Annotated in this window: 17 protein-coding genes; 2 read left to right on the forward strand and 15 right to left on the reverse strand. The window is 37.7% G+C overall.

Annotated features, from left to right (window positions below; genetic code table 11):
• Positions 1-12 precede the first annotated feature (12 nt).
• Positions 13-1689, forward strand: coding sequence for a hypothetical protein (locus tag MURRU_RS17400; RefSeq protein ID WP_014033629.1), 1677 nt, complete (start codon positions 13-15; stop codon positions 1687-1689).
• 220 nt (positions 1690-1909) lie between these two features.
• On the opposite strand, the gene MURRU_RS11450 is transcribed toward MURRU_RS17400, so the two are convergent.
• From MURRU_RS11450 to MURRU_RS11520, 15 genes are all read right to left on the reverse strand, one after another.
• The gene (locus tag MURRU_RS11450) at positions 1910-2317 is read right to left on the reverse strand and encodes a c-type cytochrome (protein ID WP_014033630.1); all 408 of its coding nucleotides are present in this window, start codon (positions 2315-2317) and stop codon (positions 1910-1912) included.
• 88 nt (positions 2318-2405) lie between these two features.
• On the reverse strand, positions 2406-3275 hold the full coding sequence (locus MURRU_RS11455; RefSeq protein ID WP_014033631.1) for a DUF5777 family beta-barrel protein: 870 nt from the start codon (positions 3273-3275) through the stop codon (positions 2406-2408).
• A 2-nt stretch (positions 3276-3277) separates the two neighbouring features.
• Positions 3278-3661, reverse strand: a complete 384-nt coding sequence (locus MURRU_RS11460) for a c-type cytochrome (protein ID WP_014033632.1) — start codon at positions 3659-3661, stop codon at positions 3278-3280.
• A gap of 196 nt (positions 3662-3857) precedes the next feature.
• A complete protein-coding gene (locus MURRU_RS11465; protein WP_014033633.1) occupies positions 3858-5009 on the reverse strand; it encodes a glycosyltransferase in 1152 nt (383 codons plus the stop codon).
• 77 nt (positions 5010-5086) lie between these two features.
• Entirely contained in the window at positions 5087-6157 is a 1071-nt protein-coding gene (locus MURRU_RS11470) for a sugar-transfer associated ATP-grasp domain-containing protein (RefSeq protein WP_014033634.1), read from the reverse strand.
• Positions 6158-6257: 100 nt separating this feature from the next.
• Complete coding sequence (locus tag MURRU_RS11475; RefSeq protein ID WP_014033635.1) at positions 6258-7187, reverse strand: ATP-grasp fold amidoligase family protein; 930 nt, start codon at positions 7185-7187, stop codon at positions 6258-6260.
• Positions 7188-7250: 63 nt separating this feature from the next.
• Complete coding sequence (locus MURRU_RS11480; protein WP_014033636.1) at positions 7251-8369, reverse strand: glycosyltransferase; 1119 nt, start codon at positions 8367-8369, stop codon at positions 7251-7253.
• 95 nt (positions 8370-8464) lie between these two features.
• Complete coding sequence (murJ, locus tag MURRU_RS11485) at positions 8465-9826, reverse strand: murein biosynthesis integral membrane protein MurJ (protein ID WP_014033637.1); 1362 nt, start codon at positions 9824-9826, stop codon at positions 8465-8467.
• An 8-nt stretch (positions 9827-9834) separates the two neighbouring features.
• Positions 9835-10812 carry an O-antigen ligase family protein gene (locus tag MURRU_RS11490; protein WP_187289845.1) on the reverse strand — a complete coding sequence of 326 codons (978 nt, stop codon included), beginning with the start codon at positions 10810-10812 and terminating at the stop codon, positions 9835-9837.
• A 212-nt stretch (positions 10813-11024) separates the two neighbouring features.
• Positions 11025-12095: a glycosyltransferase family 4 protein gene (locus tag MURRU_RS11495; protein WP_014033639.1), complete on the reverse strand. Its 1071-nt coding sequence runs from the start codon at positions 12093-12095 to the stop codon at positions 11025-11027.
• A 2-nt stretch (positions 12096-12097) separates the two neighbouring features.
• Positions 12098-13045, reverse strand: coding sequence for an ATP-grasp fold amidoligase family protein (locus MURRU_RS11500; protein ID WP_014033640.1), 948 nt, complete (start codon positions 13043-13045; stop codon positions 12098-12100).
• 126 nt (positions 13046-13171) lie between these two features.
• Positions 13172-14920 carry a pectate lyase family protein gene (locus MURRU_RS11505; RefSeq protein ID WP_014033641.1) on the reverse strand — a complete coding sequence of 583 codons (1749 nt, stop codon included), beginning with the start codon at positions 14918-14920 and terminating at the stop codon, positions 13172-13174.
• Positions 14921-15828: 908 nt separating this feature from the next.
• Positions 15829-16854: an NAD-dependent epimerase gene (locus MURRU_RS11510; protein WP_014033642.1), complete on the reverse strand. Its 1026-nt coding sequence runs from the start codon at positions 16852-16854 to the stop codon at positions 15829-15831.
• Between the two features lie 33 nt (positions 16855-16887).
• Positions 16888-18000: a glycosyltransferase family 4 protein gene (locus MURRU_RS11515; protein WP_014033643.1), complete on the reverse strand. Its 1113-nt coding sequence runs from the start codon at positions 17998-18000 to the stop codon at positions 16888-16890.
• Between the two features lie 84 nt (positions 18001-18084).
• Positions 18085-19488: a nucleotide sugar dehydrogenase gene (locus MURRU_RS11520; RefSeq protein WP_014033644.1), complete on the reverse strand. Its 1404-nt coding sequence runs from the start codon at positions 19486-19488 to the stop codon at positions 18085-18087.
• 529 nt (positions 19489-20017) lie between these two features.
• On the opposite strand from MURRU_RS11520, the gene MURRU_RS11525 reads away from it, so the two are divergent.
• A complete protein-coding gene (locus tag MURRU_RS11525) occupies positions 20018-20791 on the forward strand; it encodes a polysaccharide biosynthesis/export family protein (protein WP_014033645.1) in 774 nt (257 codons plus the stop codon).
• Positions 20792-20793: the final 2 nt, after the last annotated feature.

Below are 20793 nucleotides of genomic sequence, written 5' to 3' on the forward strand. Positions count from 1 at the left end.
AATATCCAAACGATGAAGAAGGATAGTTTTAGTACACAATTTTGCTTGACGCGTGTTCTGCAAGTAAACAAAAAGTTTCAAATAGGGATATGTGTTTTGTTTGTGGCTTTTATAGGATGTACAGACGACCGATTGCCTGAAACCACTGGTTTTGATGTAGATTCTGATGGCGATGGCATTTGGGACGAAGAAGAAATCCAAAACGGTACCGATAAGAACAACCCTTGTGACCCCATTCAGGATTTTGATTATACCGTCTATGATGAGCTGAATTTGATTTGGTCCAATAGTGATTGCGATAATGATGGTATTAGTAATGCCGAGGAACTTGTAAGTGAAACAAATCCTTATATGGATGAGACCCTTGATTCTGACGGAGATGGTATACCGGATTTTGAAGAGTTGAAGAACGGGACAGATCGATATAGTGCATGTGATCCGTTTCAAAATGCCGAATATTCGGGATACTTGGCGGAAAATGCAATATGGTCCTCCTCGGATTGTGATCATGATGGGATTTCCAATGGTAAAGAATTAGCCAATAGTACCAATCCTTATTTAGATGAGATCGGAGGAATCGATACCGACGGAGATGGGATCAAGGACGAGAGGGAGGTATTGGATGGCACCAATTTAAACGATCCTTGTGACCCTATTCATAGTGATGGTTATACCGGGTACGACTCGGATAACGAAATATGGGTTAATAGCGACTGCGATGATGATGGGATAAACAACGGGGATGAATTGTCGCAGGCCACAGACCCTTATTTGGACAATAGGGTTTATGCGGTACCGGAATTTCTCTCTACTTTATCCGGATTACAGATTTTTCAAGGACCCCTTTCAAATTTGGAACCGGTTGAAACCTCTTACGAGTATAACTTAAGTACAACTGTTTTTACCGATTACTCTTATCAGCTCAGAACCATTTCCGTACCAAAATCGAAACAAATGGTATATAATGGTTCAGGATTACTTCAGTTTCCCGATAACACCGTCCTTTCCATGACATTCTTTTACCCAAATGATGAACGGAATCCATCGCTTGGAAAGAAAATAATAGAAACAAGAGTACTCATCAAAACCAATGGAATTTGGAGCGCAGGTAATTACATTTGGAACAATGCACAAACCGAAGCTTATCTTGATGAAGGAACACATACCGTTCCAGTGGCTTGGGTAGATAAACAGGGTAACAATAGAACCGTTAATTACAAGGTTCCCCCGACCAACCTGTGTATTCAATGCCATGGCAACAATAGTGTACTTCGCCCCATTGGAATTAAGACAAGGGCTTTGAATTTTGAACATAATGGCATAAATCAAATAGCGTATTTTGTGGGCGAAGGACTTCTTTATGGAGCCCCAGATATCTCTCAAATTGAAGTTTTACCGGATTGGACCGACACATCAATATTTTTAGAGGATAGGGCCAGGGCCTATCTGGATGTGAACTGTGCACATTGCCATCAACCTGGTGGTTCGTATACCGTTAATTATGGCGGAGAATTTGATTTTAGTTACGAGACTTCGTTTCAAAACAGTAAAATCAATGACGTGAAAACGGCCATCATTACGCGTATGAACACCCAAATACCTGGTTATTTTATGCCTCTATTGGGCACAACGGTGATTCATACAGAAGGTGTAGAACTTATAGAAGCCTATATAGATACCCTTGATTGATGATTAATGGGAAAGCCTTAACCGATAGAAATTCATGCATTAAAATAGATTGCCTAAAACGCCGATTTCGTTAACCTGAACTTACCAGCCTGCCGGACGCGCAGGATTCAGGTTCTCATAACAATTTGTTTATTAGAATAACGCATTACAATACTTTTTTTAGACTGCCCCTTTTTATTTGAAAAGTTTAGGGGATGATTGAGGAATTATGGATTAAACATCACAGGTTTTTTACATATTTGACCAGCATCCAAAAATCTTCATCGCTTTGTATTACTTTCTCAAAACTGGGCATATCCTTTCTCCCTTTCGATATTTTGTAATAAATACTGCCATCGGTTTGGTCTTTAAAGGAAGCAGCGGTAAAATCTGCCACAGGGGTATTCAATAGCTTTCCAGCAGACCCGTCTCCCTGTCCTTTTTTACCATGGCACATTTTGCAATATTTGGAGTAGACCATACGTCCAATGCTATCCTCATCCTCATAATCGGCAAAAGGGTTTTTCATATTTTGGTACTCTTCTGGAACTATCCACGTTTCTTGTTGCTCAAAACCAGTAGTTTTCATCGATAGTATGGCTAATCCTCCTATAAGAATTGGGATAACTAAAAAGGCTCTTTTTTTCATGGGGTTGTGTTTATTTTCTAAGATCTAAGAAGTTTTAAAAACAACTATCGGCTCAGAATGTATGGATTTTAAATCCATAGAGGTTTATTTATAGCCGATAGGCTCTGGTAATATTGAATCCAAAAAGAATGTCTCCATTAAAAAAATTATTTTGGTTGAACATAGTATCCTGTTGCGGCACAATTCCACTGTAATTGCCTATAAATATTTGAAATGCATGACCGGCGGTTGAGAACTCGACACCAATGGCAAGTCCTGGTTCAGGGTCGGTATTGAACTCTACACTATTCAAATGATGGGTAAACGGCAGGTTGGCATCAATTAAAATAGAAGTTTGCAGGCTTATTTTATACCTGCCACCAATTCCAACTGCAATTTTATCATTCCTGTTTTTTATATCCACCAAGTTATAATGCGAAACACTTGGGGCCAACTGAAGTGATAAGTTTGGACCAAACCGTTTAGTGATTATGAGCTGATTAAAAAATGAAAATCTATCTTGATCGCTGGTAAAATTTTCCTTGGGCCTGGCGTCAACAGTAAAATTTCCATAATAAGAAACACTTACGGGTATACTATTGGATCGGGTTTGTTTAAAAATGCCGGCTTTAAGACTAAAATCTTGCAGACGGTTAAATCTTGTTGTTCCAAAGCCAATGGTAAATCTATCGCTCACTGCAAATGTGGCACCCAGTCTAATGTTTGATGGGGCCCAAATACCGAACAAATCATTTCCCCCGGTATTGATAAGCCCAAAACGGTGCTTAATTTGAATCTCCAATGTTTTTTTGGGGAAAAGAACATTCGAGGGGTTGTTGATAATAAATGAGCTTTCAAATGCTGAACGTGCTGGTCTTTCGGCAAGGGAATCCCTTTTTGTGATTTGGGAGATGATCGATTGTGACATAAAAAGCACAAACAACGGGACCATACTATATTTTAAACTTATTGTTCCCATATTTAATTGTTTAATGCTCCTTGCTCTATCCAATTTTTAATTAATGTTATCTGGGAATCCGGCAGACTTCCAGTTGGTGGCATAACACTGGGGTTGCCAATAAGCCTTTGGTATAGTAAACTTCCGTCCAGGTCGTTGGCAATAATATAATTTTCGTTTATGAGGGTTGGATAAGAGTTTCCTTCACTCAAATCGGGATTTGGAACCAGGGCAGGATGGCAAACGGTACAGTTTGCATCAAATATAGGCTGGACATCTGCTGCAAATGAGACTTCTGTTTTAGAGAGCACTTCTTCCTCAGGGTGGTCGTAATAACAACTTTGAAAAGAAATGAATAGCAGAAGGACCGTTAACCTTTGAATGGGACTTCTATATTTTTTTATCATCAACTAATGTATGTATCTGGTTATGCACACAAAGCCATGGTAATGACTCGGGCAATTACGCTGCGACCTCATGAAAACCCAATAATATCCGAAGATTAAAGTTGATGTTATTTTAACTTTTATTTTATGATTTTTATCATTTTTTAAACCAAAGATGGTTCAGTCAGGTACTTCCAAAGAAGTGGGCGGAAGGAGGTTAACTTAGTAGAATGTTTTTATAGGCCTCCAATATAGGTTCTCGCCTAAAATCTTGAATACGTTGTAAAAGCTTGGGCTTACATGCCTTCAAAAATTCGGGATGTTGCAACACATAATCCAAGGCCTTTTGCATGCAGGCTACATTGTTTACCGGAGTTAGAATACCGTAGTCGGTAAACATTATATCATCGGTTTTGGCCTGTTTCAGCTCCATCATTTCGTCGGGACCCGATTTGCAATTGGTACTCACAATGGGCAAGCCACAACACATGGCTTCCATAAGCACGTTGGGGAATCCTTCGTTTAAAGAACCGAACAAAAAGAAATCGGCAGCCTTTAAATATTGGAACGGATTGCTTTCAAAGCCCATCAAAAACACTTGTTCTTCCAAGCCAAGGTGTTTGATCTTGGACTCCAGTTGCAATCTAAGTTCACCTTCGCCAAAAATGTAGAGGCGTAGGTTTTTGAAAGGGACTACGGCCTCCAACAAAAAACCGTGGTTTTTTTCAGGAACCAATCGGCCTATACTAACGGTGTTGACATAATTTGCATCGAAAAAACCTTCCAATTTTTCAATTTTGTTGATTTTGTCAATATCGATGGGGTTGTATATGGTTTGGGTCCGTTCTTTGGAAACACCAAAATTATCGACCAAATCCTGGGCACTGGCCTTGGCATTGCTTACTACCAAATCTGCTTTACGGTATAGGCGTTTCACCAAAAAATTATTGATCCGTGCTTGAAGGTCGTTCCCGCCGTATTGCATGCTCGGAAAGTTGCGCTCACTGATCATGAGCTTGTAGGGATGTCCAGTGAACCACCGCGCCATAATATTCACATAGCAGGGGCGTGTTAAAAGGCTGAAGGAATGGGTAATGTTTTCCCTTTTTAAAAAACGGGCATATTTATACGCCAACCAAGGCAGTTTCAATAATTTTAGAATACCGGATTCGTTTTTTTGTGATTTGGCCAAATAATGAATGGGAACTTCTTCGGGAACAGGGTAAGCCAGTTCTTCCTCGGTTAGTACCAAAACCACGGAGAGCCCTTTTTTTACCAAATAGGGGAGCAGGTAGGAAGTTACGCGTTCGGCACCGCCACCGGCCAAGGAGTTGATGAAGATTGCTATTTTTTTTGGAGATTTTTCCATTCAGAATTTTAGGGGTAGTACCGAACTATTTTACCTATTAGGTGAAAATTATTTTTTTATTTCTATAAACTTTAATTTTATTTCTTGGATAGCTTGAGTATTTCATCAAAATAGTCACCAAAAAGAGGCCCATTGGTGATTTGGTGACCATTGATACCTTGTCCAAAGGTATTGTATTCAATGATTTTTACTTCAGAATTTTCATTCACCATAATATCCCATGATACTATTTTAAAGTAGGGTAGTTTTGTGTGCAGACTTTTAACTGTTTCAATAATTTTATTGTACTCAGGAATTGTAAAACCTTCAAAAACAATCTCGGTTTCGCTTTGGATTGATTTTTTGCCATATTTATCTATCCCAAATCTTTTAAGGTCACCATTTTCGTTGATTCCACAGACGACTCCTCCCAAAGTAAAATTATCTGTAAAGACCCCTGTCTTACCAATGCGAATTATTCCTGAAAGAATTACCGTTTCAAAGGGACGCAAGTAGGACAGAATTCGTATGGTATTTATAGAAGTTGGGTTTAACTCGGCCAATTTGGGCGACTGTTTTAGTACTTCCTGAATGGTGAAATCATTAGAATACTCTAAGAAAATGGAATTAACAAGTTCCCCCCTGTCTTTTGAGATACTCAAATCTATTTTTTTCACACCGTCACCGCCATAAGTTGCCATTGAAGGTTTGATTACAAATTCATCAAGTTGTGCGCAATATTTCATGGCGTTTTCTTTCGATGCGGGCTCACCATTGATATAATAAAAGCCATTACAATTTTTAACCCATGTTTTTGGAGTTATTTCCGGTTTTAAGAATTTTTCTATTGAGTTTTTGTCCTCCCAAGCCCGATATAGGCCAGTTTTATTCAAAGCAGGCTCTATATAGCAGTAAAAGAGTGATTCAGGAATGAAATCTATACATGTTTTGGAGTACAGATTGCCAAAAAATCTATGCCATTTAACAGAAATATTCTTAAAGCCATATTGTGCGTACCTGGTTTTAATTTCTTTTTTGGTTTTATTATCCAAATATGGTGGTTTGGTATCTCTAATAAGCTTAAGGATTTTCTTGTTATAACCATATTGGAGCCGTTTAACCCTCAAATAGGAATTGAATTTATGATAAAACCTTTCAGTGAAATTCATGGATATGATTTAAGTGAAAATTGAAATGTTATTAGGGTTGGTTACAAATAAAATGAGGGTTTACGAAATATAATAGTTTATAAGGTACTTTCTATTCTAATTATTTTTCTTTTTTAAAAGCATCTTTAATATTTAACATATTACCAAGCATATAATCGTAAGATTCTGGGATAAATTTACCGAAACCAGAATCTGAATGAAAGGTCAGTTCGCCAAAGAAAATGGAATCGTCTATGCTATAGAAGTCCACTCTAACATAGGTAAAATCTTTGGCTATTTTTTCTGCCAGTTCCTTCATTTTGGAATAATTGGAAGGTTTGGGAACCTCATCTCCGTTTTCATAGATCCATTTACAGGGAATTTTTTTCCAATCCACATCATACAAGTTTCTTTTATGTTCCGTATGTCTGTCCAGATCTACTTGGGTAAATACTAACTTTCCGTTAAAACAATGTAGTTTGTAATCGTCAGGAATGTTGCCTTTGGTATCGGTCAGCAACTTTTCCACCACTATCCTTGGTTCTATATCTTTATATTGCCATTCTCGGGTACTGTAATAATGATTTTCCCGTAAAAGTTTTGCCAAAACCTTTCTTTTTGCTTTCCAATCTATGTTGCTTTTATCCTTAACGATGATGCCTCCAGAACTATTGTGGTTTGTTTTGATGATTACGGGGTAATCTGGAAGGTTTTCAGCTGTAATGTCCTTGGGATTCTTGGTATGTAAAACTAGGGGGATCAGATAGGCTTCGCCAATGGTGTCTTTTATGTACTCCCGTACTTTATATTTATCTGCGGCAATGGGCAATAAAGGATGACGCTCGTAAATTTTAAGAAAATTGATTTTTTCATTTAGTGTAAGTGGGTTTTCCAAATCCAGTTCACGCCCCATGCTGGAACGGAATTTACGCTTGACCAATGTTTTGTCGGGGATTAATTGCAAGACATATTCATATAATAAAAAGAAGGGGTGCAATATAAAATAGCCAAGACTGGTGTTGAGGTATAAATGTCGGATTTTTTGTTTCATAAACCTTGGTTTTAGCTGGTTGGTATAATGTGTGCCGAATGGGTTGATAGGTTACTTCTTATTTTACTTTTTCTTGCTTGTAATTGATTTAAAGAAATTTTCGTAATCCGAAATAATCTTTTGCGAACCGAATTTTTTTACGACATGACTTGATACCTGACTGGGGGGGGAATTTTCAAGTTGCTTGATCAAAAGATTAAGTTTTTCAACAAAATCGGTATCATTCTTTACCAAATACCCATTTTCACCATTAATAATAATTTCATTCATCCCACCAGGAGCTTCATATACTATGGCGGGAGTGCCTATCCCTAAACTTTCAATCAAAGCGTTGGGAAAACCTTCAAAAAAAGAGCCCTGTAAATAAATATGGCTGTTGGCCATATGTTGGTACACTTCTTTGCTAATGGGAATATGCTTAATTTTATCCATGATATTGTAGGAGTTGGCTACCTTAAAAATACGTTCCTTTTCGGCTCCATCACCAATAATTGTATAAGTAAAGGGAACCTTTAGTTTAGATAGCCCTTTGATGATTCTTTCATACCCCTTTTGTTTGCTCAATCTTCCAACCGTTATTAACTGTAATGATGTATTATCGGGATTGCTTTCTTTTGTTTTGATTTCCTCTGAAACTGGGTTATTGATGGTTATGATATTCTTGTTAGCATATTTTTCCATCTGAATCATGTCTTTTTTCATATCCTCTGACTGGCAGATAAAATAGTTGATACGATTGTGTGCTAAATCTGATATTTTGGAATCAAGAAAGCTAAAAACCCCTTTGTTTTTAGTGTTACTTTTATTCCGCTTTTTAAACGAATCCCTAACACTTAGAACAATTGTTTCTCGTGCTACACATATTGTACGAGGATAAAAATAAGCTACTAGGCCGACAATGTAATTAACATGGGTAAGTGAGCTGAAAGCAATGTGAGGCTTGTGCTTGAAAAATAATTTTAGTATATCGAAAAAGGCGTTTTTCGCATTTGGATGGTTGAGATAAACTACTTCTACTCCTTCTGTAGGATATATGGTATCCTCTTTAAAGCCAATAACAACTAGTTTGACATCGAATTTTTTTTGATTCAAGTTTTTGGCAATAAAGAGCATAACCCTTTCTGCTCCACCCGCGATTAGACTCGGAATAAATATTAGGATTTTTAGTTTTTTACTACTCATGTGTTAGTTGAGGTATATGTTTTTAACGGACTTATCACTATTGTATTATTGATTTTATGTTTTTCTTGTTTAGGAAAGCTGTCTAATAGGTGTTATTATATAGATGCTGTTTGATTATTATGTATTTTTCTGATGTACAGATAAATAATTAAGGCATTTACAAAATAAACTATGGATGTGGCCAAAGCGATTCCCTTAACTCCCATTAGTTTTAAGAATATGTAATTCAATACAATGTTTAAAATCAAGTTTACCACTGAAGACAATACCAAAAAATTATTTTTGTTTATTGCGTTCAAATATTTGTTCATCACAATGGCAGAAATATAGAAGGGTATTTGAATCAAATACATTTGCTGTATGATATAAACTTGATCCGTATCCGAACTGGTAAATGTGCCGCGTTCAAAAAATAGGGTGATGATAAGTTTTGATAATAAAATGAGTAGGATGGCTAAAATACTTCCAAGGCCCAATCCAGAAGCTAATATTTTATTAAGGTAATTAAAAAGTGTTTTGCTTCCATCCAGTGCTTTTTTTGAAAAATAGGGGAGCAGTGTACTACCTACAGGAATACTGATAAGTCCTAGCACCACTACAGGAACTTTACTCCCATAGTTAAGGGAAGCAATGGCACCTACCGCTAACTGAGCAGAAAAATATTGGTCAACCATTGGATTCATTCCGTGTATCAAACTGGATGATATTTTTGCAGGAAATTGTTTTATAAGAATTTGAATATTATGGCTTTTAAAATTTGGTTTGTCAATACATATCACTTTCTTTTTGGTTCCAATGACTATTAAATATATAAGGCTTAATACACTACCAACCAACATACCTATGGCAAGCGTTTTTTCTTGTAAATTTTGATGGAAAAATGCTAGAAAGATAATGGTTGTCAAGGGAACAAATAGGCCTTTTAAGGAAGAATACAGAAATTCATCGTTTACCATTAATAGGCCAGATATTAAAGACGATACCCCCCAAAATAGCATACAGGGCAACACAATCCACAATTGAGTTTTAATCAGTTCGTAATAATGTGGTTCATGACCAGGAAATAACACTTCCAAATAAACATCAATACCTAAATAAGTTATTCCCATCATGATTAGGGCCAAAGCCAGCGTAATGATGAAGCTTGAACCCTGAAAAGCCCCTATACTTTGCTGTTGATGGCTTTTTTCTGCAACATAATTGGGTATAAATACTGAACTATAGGAACCTATAAATACGTTTTGTACAAAAGAAGGAACCAAAACAGCAATCAAATACGTATCCAAAAGCTCAGAAATACCAAAGGTGTCAGCAATCAATATTTCCTTAAAAAAGGCAATACCTTTGACCAGTAGCGATACTACCGCTACGGTCAACATGTTGGAAAATAGTTGGCCTTGAAATTTTTTCCAAATCTTTTTAATTAGGGAGCGCCAATTTTTATCCTCTTTCTGCATTTACCCCACTATGTTTTTTCGATTTCGGAAGCCATTGTACCTTGATTGACAATTGAGTAGTGTTCAAAAGATTTGAAGCTGGATGACTCTTTTAATTGAATCGCTATCCACAAGAGGATAAAAATGGCATATTCGTTGGTCATAAAATTATGGTTGGTCATAAAAAAGAGGGCCAAACCACTAAGCATTAATAGGCCATGTGGTTTTTCCTGAAATTGATGATATCCCCTCAAAAACAATTTGAAAAGAAAGGCAAGAAAAATTAATAAAGGAATTATACCGCTTTCGCCCCAAATCAATAAATAGGTGTTATGCACACCCCATTTTGTTGGAACAATACCATAACCATAAAAAGAATGGTATCCATTACCGAAAATTGGATTTTCAAACAACACATCGTAATAGCGTGCCCAGGTTTCGGTTCTGGAGTCTTCATTCAATGCTTGGACATCATTTTGTTGAGAACCACTGATCAATGCTCCAATCTGTTCCAAGCGTTCGTTTTTAACCGGCAAAAACTCGTTAAAGGTTACAAGCAAAATCAGCACTCCAAATCCAATGAGCAACATCTTGGCGTTTTTTATACTCAAACGAATTGACATCAGATTCAGCAAAAGCCAAGTGACCATAAAGGTGCGGGATAGGGTTATCAGTCCTAATCCTGTAAACGAAAGCTTGCCAAAAAGCCTTAAGGGTTTAATAATGGAAAAACTTAGAGCAAAACCCATTAAACAGACCAAGCCTCCATTATTCGCATCTAAATAAAAACCACTATAACGACCATAATCGGCCAGAGGGTTTTGGAAAAGAAAGATATTCCCCAAAATGGACAAGGCCCCAATCAAAAGAAAAAACCAAAGTTCCTTTTGAGTTGTATTTTTTACCACTTCATACCCACCCCAAATTATGATAATGTATTTGATGACCCTTACAAAGAAGAAATGAATATCGGCAATATATACTTGGCTGACTAGGATACCAATCATATAATATAGTATTCCGAATACAAGCATTTCATAGCAATTCCCAGTCTTTTTGTTCAGAATAACATATACTAAAATTAATCCATAGGAGGCGTAGCTTAATAAAGAGGATAAAGTATCATTAATATAGACTAATGTAAACCCAGGAAAGTTCCATAGAATCAGGGCTAAAATAACATAGCGTAGTATGGGGAAAACCTCAGGTTTAGATTCCATTAATCTGTACTTAGTTCTTTGAATAAAGCTTCCCACTTTCTAATAATCTCTGATAAAGTGAACTTTTGCATACTTTGGGGAGCTTTAGTAGCTAAAGCCATCCGTAGCTTGTCATCTTCTAACAAAAGCCTCAGATTATCTTGCATCGATTCTGCATTTTGGTTTTCCACAAGTATTCCATTTACTTGATTTTCAATCAATTCACTTGGCCCGGATACACAATCGTAAGCAATACAGGCCATGCCATTGCTAAGTGCTTCCATCAATCCCATAGGGAGCCCTTCAAATCTTGAAGGGAGCGCAAAGATTTGAGTATCCTGCATAATTTCAAAGACATTAGGACAAAACCCAGCAAATTCCACATTTTCTTCAATGCCTAAGTCTTCGGTGATTCCTTTAAGGTGAGCAAAGCCAGTTTCACCTCCTCCTAAAATCTTTAGTGTCCAATCACTGTTTTCTTTGAGAATGGGTGCAATTACAGGTAAAAAAGAATCAAATCCTTTTTGGTGATAGCGATCTAAAGATCCGACCAATAAAATTGTTTTATTTCTTTCAAGCAAAGGTTTAGAATAACTGGGTACCGAAATTGGATTGGGCATAACTTTAACCCGCGCCCCCATGTTGGTATAATAATCTACGTCATAGGAAGTCAAAACAGTAATAAAATCAGCAAATCTATAGAAGTACTTTCGAATGAATAAAGTCTTTTTGTTCTTCTTTTTAAATGAATGATTGATATGTTCCGAAACGATTACATTGATTTTAAGCAAGAGCCCAACAACTATGGCAATTAGACCATTTGTGGGCATAAAAGAAATCAAAATATCAGGTTTTGGTTCTTGTTTTTTGTAAAAACGGAACAGATTATAAATGGATCTTAGTTTATGGTTTTTAATGGAACCTTGATGCAGTTTTATTCGTTTTACCTTATTTGAAACCACATATTTATCATCATCATTAAAAGTTATCAATCTTATTTCATGATTTTCTGCAAGTGCATCTGCTATGGTTACCATAACTCTTTCGGCACCACCGCCTTTTAAACTATCGATACTAAAGTCTATTCTCATCTTTAGGATATAATTAATCTACTACCCAACTTTACATCCCATTCAAAAGGATATATAGGCTTGCTTCCTGAATGATGGTATAGCGTTAATTCACCAAAATAAAGATTATTGTCAATAACGTACCAATCCACCCTTAAGTATTTAAATTGTTGTGATAAGCTTTCGGATAACATAATCATTTTATCCAAGCACTTTGGTTTATCGACGTTTGTTTTACTTGGTTTAATAAATTCCCCATTTGGAAGTCTGCCTCCCCATTCGTAAGGCTCTCGATTCCAGTCCCTATCATACCAATTACAGAATTGATTGCTGGTTCCTCTATCAATATCAACATTAATCATCTGTACTTTACCATTAAAACAATGTACTTTATAATCATAAGGAACATTGCCATTTCGGTCACTTAATAACTTTTCTACAATTACTAGAGGCTCGATATCTTTGTAAACCATTTCACGACCCATCCAATAATAGTTTTCAGCTAAATTTGCTTTTAACTGATTTTGAATGGATTTCCAGTCAATTTCTTCCTTTTTATTCTTAATGACAATTCCTCCAGAACTATTATGATTGGTTTTAATAATAACTGGATAATCTGGTATGTTTTCTGGGATTATATTATTTGGATCATTGGTCATATAGGCGAGAGGTACCAAATATTCTTCCCCGATTTTATTTTTAATATATTCTCTAACACGGTATTTATCCGCAAGTTTACTGCCTATTGGATTCTCATAGTTTAATTTTAACCAATTAATTTTTTCATTTAAAGTTTTGGGTTCATTGAGATTTAGCTTGTAACCAAAATTATCTTTAAATCTTCTTAATATAAATTTTTCATTTGACAGGTATTTTTTGAGCAAGAAAAATTGGTAGGTTAAAACAATAGGCCTAAGAACTAAAAACCCAGTTCTATTTTTGTTATATAAATCTTTTAAAAAACCTTTCATTCCTAAATTTTAATGGAAAAGTATAAATGAATGGATTGACCGCACAAAAAAAGCTGTTCAAAGGAACAGCTTAATCGATAATGAACATATTTCTTTTTTGAATGAAGAAATAGCTAATTAAATTTTTTAATTCATGGTCAATGAAAATACAAATTCTTCAATGTTGGTATAACCATTTCCATCCTCGTCATCGGAGGGTTTAGCCGTTAAATTGCCAAAAGTATGAATTTCCCAAACGTCTGCCATACCATCATTATCGGTATCATAAGTTGCTGCACGCGCAGTGGAAGTTATATTTGGAAATCCGCCAATGGTATTAATGTCTGTAATGCCTTGAATTCCATTTTCATCCGTCCAATTACCAATCAATCTTGCATCAACTACATCAGGAAAAATGACACTAGGGCCAACGTTGTTTAAAACAGCATCAACAACCTCCGAACTCGGTAATGGAGTGTATGGGCTTGATATGCGTCTAGATGATTGATTTGCAGATTCCCAGTTGCTATTCATCATACCATGCGTATTAGTCCCCAATTGTATATTGTCAGTTTGATACATGTAGCCCTCATCTGCCAATCCATCCGGATTCTCGTAACTGTTTAATTGGTATACATGATCAGCTTGCCCTGGTGGGTAATCAGAATCAGCTTTAAAAACATTACCTATACTTTCAACAGTAGCTGGGCCAAAACTTGTTGTCATAGCTCTGTTATAATTATAAAGAACATTATTCACAAACTCAAAATCAGTTTCATCCCCATAAGTATGTTCAGGAACTCTATTGCCATTATTGGCCCAATAATTTTGAATCATTGAAAAATTATGAACATTTCTGCCAATCAACGCTGCATAATGGTTTCCATCGATGTTTTCTGCTATTATTGAATTCTGAAGGGTTATATTTTGAGTTGGAGAATTTGATGATCCTCCAGAATCTCCGGTTATAGAGAAGTTTTCATCATTTCCCCAAGTTAAGCTTACATGGTCAACTACTACATTTTCAACCGTTGAGTTAGATGTATGGTTAGTAATGCCTATTGGATCGGATTCACTCTCACCCGCTATTCTAATCCTTAAATATCTAATGATAACTTCTGATGTCATTACCCTGATTCCATTTCCCTTTATAGTTATGCCTGGATACGGTGCGGTTTGCCCAAGTATGGTAATGTTTGGATTCCTTATACTTCGCTGTGAAGTCCATTCTATTTCACCTCCAACATCAAACACCACAATTCTTGGCCCACTGGCATACATAGCCTCTACCAAACTTCCTGGTCCATCTTCATTTAAATTGGTTACATGGATAATACGTCCACCTCTACCGCCTACGGCATTTTGGCCAAAACCTTTGGCGCCGGGGAACGCTTTTAACGCTCCCATGTCCGCGCTACCATATTGGGTGTTTACGACCACGGTGGCCTTTTTTTCATATTTGTTTTGACTACCTTTTCCTCGTACCTCCACGGTATAGGTAAATTCGTCGCTTACCATACCATTGTTGCCGGCCTTGTTGGCAGATTCCGGTTTTGGTGAATAGGTTATGGTATTATCCTCGTTGAGGCTTATATCGCCTTCCAAGGCATCGGATACTGCCACAATTTGAAAGCTTTCCAATTCTTGGGAAGGAATACTGTCATTTTTCAATACATCCAAGATAGCCGATTCCACAGCTCCGGAAATGGTGAATTCATCATTGTTTACACTAAAGGATACTGGGTTTATGAGTTCGCCATCCTCAGTTGTTTCTTCTTCAATTTGGTTTTGAATCGTTTCATCGAACAAATCACTATCCTTACTACATGAAGAAAGCGTCAGGGAAATAAAAAGCAATAAAAGACTCACGTACGAAATGGTTTTGTGGGATGCCATTTAGAATAAAGAGGTTAAGTGGTTAAAAACTATATTTCCGACTTGGGAAACAAATCTAATTTAATTGTATGTTTTATCGACGTAAAACTATTTTTTTTCGATGAAATGCACTTTCTAATCCATTGATTCTCTGTGGTGCTATATTTTTTCGATGAAAATCGGTTTAAATCGGACAAACTACATTCTCGACATGACTGATACGGAGTGTACCCTTGTTTGGATGTGCAACCCATGAATTATCGATGAAATACCCCTTTTTTTAACATTGAGGCGTTTTTTTTAACAAGGCTAAAGAGGGCTCGTCCATTGGAATAATGCCGATAAACTGCCTTAGAGAAGTAATCGGAAAGCTTAAACTAAAAAAAAATTAAAGGAGGAAAACCAATAATTTGGGGAGACTACTATAAATTTTACGGTTATTCTGTCGGGAGGAGCTACGAGAAGCCTTATGGCAATGAGATACCTCTTCGTGCCTCATTCGGAATGACAAGTAACAAAAAGGTTCTCGATACAATCTTTCTTCATTTTCACTCATAAAGATTACTCGAAATGACGCCTAGAATTAAGTTCTATGTTCAAAACGCACAATGGGTATTTAAGAGTATTGTGTCATTTCGAACGCAGTGAGAAATCTCATTGCAAATTCAAAATTATGAGATCCCTCTTCGTGGCTCATTAGGAAGTATGACGCGTAAACCCCTGCCTGTTATTCTGAAGGAGCATGGCGACTGAAGAATCTCTTTTATAAGAACAAGTTCAAGCTCAAGAACAAGTACAAGCTGAAATACTAGACTATAGATTCTTCACTTCGTTCAGAATGACAAAAAAGATGGTTCTTGAAGGTTCCGTGCAATTTGTGTCAATTATAGCCAATCGTCATTCGGCATGACTTTTTTTAGACCTCTGGTTTATTCATAAAAATCATTATACCAGTCCACAAATTCCTTTACTCCCTTTTCAATGGGCGTATCGGGCTTGTAGTCGTAGTCTCTTATCAGGTCGTTCACGTCTGCCCAAGTACTTTCTACATCACCAGGTTGAATGGGCATTAAATTACGTTTGGCGGGTGTGTCCAAAGAGGACTCAATGGCATCAATAAAATCCGTAAGCTTAACCTGTTTGTTGTTGCCAATATTATAAATCTTATAAAGTTCGTCCTTTCGTTTGCTTTCTGCTACAGGCGTTTCAATAATTTTGGACATTCCTCCGACAATATCGTCCACATAGGTAAAGTCTCTGGCCATATTGCCATAGTTGAACACATTAATGGGCTTGCCCTTTTTTATGGCATCCACAAAGAGGAACAGGGCCATGTCCGGTCTGCCCCAAGGGCCATAAACGGTAAAGAACCGAAGCCCGGTAGTGGGCAGCTGGTACAAGTGGCTATAGGTGTGTGCCATAAGCTCATTGCTCTTTTTGGTGGCAGCATAAATACTAATGGGCCTATCCACGGTGTCTTCCGTAGAAAAGGGAATTTTTTCGTTCAATCCGTAAACGCTGGAGCTACTGGCATACACCAAGTGCTTAACGTTGCCATGTCGGCAGCATTCCAATAAATTGGCGAAACCCACCACATTGCTTTGAATGTATGCATCGGGATTTTCCAAACTATAACGTACTCCGGCCTGGGCCCCCAGATTACAGACTACATCGAAAGTGTTTTCTTGAAATAGCCGATCCAAACCTTGGCGGTCGGCGAGATCGAGTTTTATGAACTTCATTTGCTCGCCATGCAATGTGCTTGAGGATATTTGTCCGTCCACTTCTGCTTTAGCTCTTGGAATGCCCAGTTGCTGTATACGGGCATATTTTAACCCAACATCATAATAATCGTTGATATTGTCCAAACCAATTACGGTATGTCCGTTTTTGATCAGAAGCTCACAAAGGTGGTATCCTATAAATCCTGCTGCCCCAGTTACTAAGATGTTCATTGGTTATTTTTTATAAATTCTTATTGCTATATATTATTTCGCTGAGCTTTTCTTTAAAATATCCTCGATATATTTTTCGGTCGAGGCTGCCATTTGGTGTGTTGAGAAGGTTTCCAAAAAGGTTTTTCTTGAATTCTCGCCCAACTCCACCATCAGTTCCTTATCCCGTATCAAATTGGAGAGCTTTTCTGCCAAATGGTTGGGATTTTCTTTTGGAATTAAATATCCATTGTAACCGTCCCTCACCATTTCATGAACCCCGCCCACATCAGAAGCTACTATGGGAACTCCTACGGACATGGCCTCACATATAGAAAGGGGGAGCCCCTCAAATCTGGAGGTAAGCACAAAAATATCCGACTTGTTCAAAAATGAGGGAATATCGTTGCTTTCGCCATGAAAGGTAATCAAATGATCGATCTTCATTTTCTTGGACAGATCCACAAATTCTTGGTGTAAATCCCCATGGCCCACCAAATCCACTTGGATAGGTGCATCTTTTAAGGATTGTAAGGCCTTGAACAGGGTCATGTGATCCTTTTGATACGAAAAACGGGCCGTCATCAATATGGTAATCGGGTCTTCTTTTGCTTCTTTCCGTTCTTCTTTTAAAAAGTCCGGACTTCCGTTATAAATTACGCGCATTCTGGATTCGGGGACTATGCTGTGCTTTGAGGCCAAATTGAAATCAAATGCTGAAACGGTGATCAAATGGTCGGTAAACCTGCCCATCACTTTTTCAATGGCCATGTACACATATCGCTTAAGCCCTTTTACCCCGGGCGTGAACGACCAACCATGGACTGTGAAAATGTTGGGCACTCCTATTTTATGACAAGCAAGTCGGCATAAAATTCCTGCTTTGGACGAATGCGAGATTACAATATCCGGTGCTTCCTGTTTCAATAATTCGCAGATGGTCTTGTAGCATTTAAAGTCGTTTATGGGCGAAATTTCCCTTTTAAGACTTGGTATGCAGGTAACCTTTACGTTAAGTGCTTCAAGCCGTTTGGTCAAAGTGCCCTCTTGTCCGACCATTACCTGAACCTCATGACCGCTTTTGACCATGGCTTCCGTGTTATTGAAAAGCACCATTTGAGCTCCACCAATTGGTTCGCTAAGTGTAATAACCTGGATTATCTTCATTTGCCCAAAAGGTGTGTTTTTCTGTATAATATGCTTGTGGCCATATGGTACGTATATCACATAACTGGATGCTAAACCCTATGGTTAGCTTCCGTTTTGCCCGATTTTGTAGAATTTAAAGCCCAGAGCCTCCATTTTTTTGTGGTCCAAAATTCTACGTCCATCAAAAACAAAGGCTGGCTTAAGCATAAGATCGTGTATGGCTTGCCAATCATACTCCTTAAATTCATCCCATTCGGTTAACACGGCAATGGCATGGGCATCTTTTGCAGCTTCGATGGGATCGTTTACAACGGTCACCAATTTTTCGATTTCTTCCCTTGATTTATTACCAAGGTATTCCAGATCGGCATAAATGGTTTCTTTGGACACCTTTGGATCGTACACCACAATATTTGCGTTTTCTTCCAATAGCGCATCTGCTACATAAATGGCAGCGGATTCGCGGGTATCGTTGGTGTCCTTTTTAAAGGCCCAACCATAGAAAGCTATTTTTTTGCCGGAAACCGTATTGTAAAGCGTGGCAATAATATTGTCCGCAAAACGTCTTTTTTGGTAATCGTTCATTATGATTACCTGTTCCCAATAATCGGCAACTTCTTGCAATCCAAAGCTTTTGGCAATGTAAACCAAGTTCAAGATATCTTTTTGAAAACAAGACCCTCCAAAACCAACGGAGGAATTCAAAAACCGAGATCCAATTCTGGAGTCGTATCCAATTGCCTTGGATACTTCGGCAACATTGGCATCTGTTCTTTCACAAAGTGCCGAAATTGAATTGATGGAAGAGACCCGTTGCGCCAAAAAAGCATTGGCTACAAGTTTGGAGAGCTCAGAAGACCAAACATTGGTCTGTAAAATACGTTCTTTGGGCAGCCAGTGCTCGTACACCCAGCTTAAGGCATCCTTTGCTTCTTGTCCAGATGGGGTATCCGCACCACCTATCAATATACGGTCTGCATCGAGCAAGTCATCAATAGCGGTCCCTTCTGCGAGGAATTCGGGGTTGGACAGGATTTCAAAATTCACATTGTTGCCCGTATTCTCCAAAATACTTTTCAGCGCTTCGGCTGTCCGAACAGGAAGTGTGGATTTTTCAACCACAATTTTATCGTTAACGGCCACTTTTGCTATGTTTCGGGCACATAGTTCAATATATTTTAGGTCAGCCGCTTGGCCTTTGCCCTTACCGTATGTTTTTGTTGGTGTGTTCACGGAAATGAAGATCATATCGGCCTCATCTATAGCGCGGTCCACCTCGGTCGAGAAGAACAGGTTTTTCCCTCTGGCCTTTCCTACAACTTCTTTTAAGCCAGGTTCGTAAATGGGAAGTTTATCCAAATCTTCATGGTTCCAAAGATCTATTCTTTTTTGGTTTATATCGACTACATTTACCGTTATTTCAGGACATTTAGAGGCAATTACAGACATAGTGGGGCCTCCAACATAACCGGCTCCAATACAGCAAATATTCTTGATTTTTTTCATGCTTAATTTTTGTTGAATTCAAAGATGGTAAAAAAATTATAAGACTTGTACTTGATTTTAGACCAAGTCACTTTTTTTTGGATGAAAGGGAATAATAGTGATTGCATTTAATCGGTCATTTATTTTTGGTATGATTATTTATTGCGCAAGGGAAAATTCTGTCAGACGATAAAATGGAATCACAAAGATAAAAAGGTAAATTAGTTCGGTTGAACGATTTTTCATAAGCTTAAACGAAATAAAAAGAGGTTTGTGGAAGACTGATATACTTTTAGTCGCGATTTTATGTTTTATTAAAACTCAAACTATCCTTTAATATTATGTCAATACATAAATAGATGTTTTGTTCAAACAAAAGTAAATATTTATTAAATAATGGTTTTGCCAAGAGCGGCTTAAATACGGGTGCATTATCCGCTGTTGATGGCCGTACCCCTAATTTGTGTGAAAATAGGTTTCTTTGGCAACCAAAGTTATTCTATATTTCGCTTTAAATCGATTTAAGTTCATCTAACCAAAATATTCAACAATGAAATTTCAACCTCGTAACATAGTACTTTTTTTAATTGCCATAATTTTTCTAGGATCCTGCGCATCTAAAGAGGATGTGGTTTATTTCCAAAATGCAGCCTTATCCGGTTTGGAGACACAGGTAAAGGAAAGCACATCCACTACTCGGTTCAAAGTCGATGATTTGATCAGTATTTATGTTTCCACCCTTGATCCAGAAGCCAGTGCCCCATTCAACCTTTTTAGGGGAACACAGGAAGGAGGCATTAGGCCAGAGCAGGTAGATTATTTAGTGGACAAAGAGGGCGAGATAGATTTTCCGGTCGTTGGTAAAGTCAAAGTAGTTGGACTTACCCCCGAAGAGTTACGGGTTAAACTGACCGAGCATTTATCGGATTATCTAAAAGACCCCATTATCAATATTAGATTAAAAAACTTTACCGTCACAGTTCTTGGAGAGGTGAAACGCCCCGGTACATACGTGGTCAATGGGGAGCAAATTACAATTTTCGAAGCCCTGGGGTTGGCCGGAGATATGACCATTAAAGGCATGCGAAAGAATGTTTTGGTGGTTAGGGAGTTCGACGGAACAAAAGTGTATTACCGGATTGACCTGACCAACAACAGTGCTGCGGAATCCCCTGTGTACTATCTAACACAAAACGATGTTGTTTATGTTGAACCGAACAAATCGGCCATAACCTCTTCCACTTTGGATAACAGGGCCAGTATCACGGTATCCATTGTAACGGCTTTGATTACATCCGCAGTTATTTTAATTTCAAGAAATTAATC

Source organism: Allomuricauda ruestringensis DSM 13258 (assembly GCF_000224085.1).
Taxonomy (GTDB): Bacteria; Bacteroidota; Bacteroidia; order Flavobacteriales; family Flavobacteriaceae; genus Flagellimonas; species Flagellimonas ruestringensis.